Genomic DNA, 1,542 nt, shown 5'->3' on the forward strand with positions numbered 1-1,542 from the left:
GATACGAGCGATTTAAGCGTGATAAGCAAAAAAACTTCGTTATCGATTGAAGAGATTATCACATTGCACACAAGCGTAAGTTACAAGGTTTATGCTGTAGGTTTTTCACCAGGCTTTGCCTATATGGGCGATATTCCCGAGGCGCTTAAATGTGCACGACTAAGCACACCCCGAAAACGCGTTCCCAAGGGGGCTGTCGCGATAGCTGATAGACAAACCGCTGTTTATCCTAGCGAATCACCAGGTGGATGGAATTTGCTGGGTGTTACTGCGTTTGACATGCTCTTGCATAGCCGCGAGCACAGCGAATCTCGATTGAAAGTGGGAGATGTAGTTAAATTTGTGTCGATTACTGAACAAAAATATAAAGCGGAATTGCAGGCCGAACTATGAGAATTGAAGTACTCAGCAAGGGACTGTTTGCTCTTATTATCGATAACGGGCGAGTAGGGCGACAGCGGGACGGATTTTGCGAATCAGGCCCAATGGATAGTAGCGCTTATGATTGGGCAAATTTCCTAGCCTTCAATTTAGACGGCACCCCTTGCATTGAAGCCATTGGCGAAATGCAGTTACGAGTGGATGAAGATTGTATAATAGCCGTGACAGGTAGAGAGCCAATACTTCTCGTAGATGGAAACGCTGAATCTTCTTACCAGAGCCAAAAAATATCAGCGGGTAGTACCATCACGTTTGGTAGTACATTACTGGGTAGCAAAGCCTATTTGGCGATATGTGGAAACTGGCAGGTTCCTAAAACAGTAGGCAGCGCGTGTACCGTGGTTCGCGAGAAACTCGGAGGCTTAGATGGCAAGGGGAGTGCGTTAAAAGACAACGACTGTTTTGAAGTTTTGGCCAACACTCGAATGAAGGACAGCACTAAAATGCGTAGGCTTTCACGGCAATATATTGATGACTATGGCTTCTTAGAATCTATTCGAGTTGTTCCCGGATATCAGTTTTCAAGCTTTAGTAACCTTGCTTTACGTACGTTTGAAACAAGTAAATATACCGTTTCATCATCCATTGATCGAATGGGCTTTAGGTTTACAGGAGAGCCTGTGGCATCCGATATGGAAAATATGCGCTCTGAGGCCATTCACTTAGGTGCAATTCAAGTTCCCAGTGACGGACAGCCTATTGTCATGATGCGCGACAGGCAAACATTAGGTGGCTATCCCAAACTTGGTTGTGTGAGCCCCTGTGATATAAACCGCTTGGCCCAAGCAGTGCCTGGCGAGAAAGTTAACTTTACTTTTCAAGATGAAGAAGAGGCAAGGGCAGACTGGCTACTGATGACAAGTAGACGCCGCCGATTACAAGGAGAAATATTGTGACAATTGCGTTTTTAAACGGTGAGTATATGCCTCTTTCTGAGGCCAAGATTTCTCCGATGGATAGAGGCTTTCTTTTTGGTGACGGAATTTATGAAGTTATTCCAACATATTTGGGTAAAGCGGTAGGTTTTAAGGGGCATACCGCGCGAATGGCGCAAGGCCTAAAAGCTATTGAAATCACCAACCCGTATACAGCAGAAGAATG

Annotated in this window: 2 protein-coding genes and 1 pseudogene; all 3 read left to right on the forward strand. The window is 45.2% G+C overall.

What is annotated here, in order from left to right; all coding sequences use genetic code 11:
- Positions 1 to 393, forward strand: a 393-nt coding sequence (locus KL866_RS05550; protein WP_214993868.1) for an allophanate hydrolase subunit 1, incomplete at its 5' end; no start/stop codon positions are given.
- Positions 390 to 1,337 carry a biotin-dependent carboxyltransferase family protein gene (locus KL866_RS05555; protein ID WP_214993870.1) on the forward strand — a complete coding sequence of 316 codons (948 nt, stop codon included), beginning with the start codon at positions 390 to 392 and terminating at the stop codon, positions 1,335 to 1,337. The genes KL866_RS05550 and KL866_RS05555, both read left to right, overlap by 4 nt.
- Positions 1,334 to 1,542: pseudogene (locus KL866_RS05560) on the forward strand (D-alanine aminotransferase); the annotation flags it as partial. The gene KL866_RS05555 and the pseudogene KL866_RS05560, both read left to right, overlap by 4 nt.

Source organism: Alteromonas sp. ALT199 (genome assembly GCF_018619335.1).
GTDB lineage: Bacteria > Pseudomonadota > Gammaproteobacteria > Enterobacterales > Alteromonadaceae > Alteromonas.

Coding starts and splice junctions, on each gene's coding strand:
- KL866_RS05555 (WP_214993870.1), top strand. CDS start 390: ATGAGAATTGAAGTACTCAGCAAGGGACTGTTTGCTCTTATTATCGAT.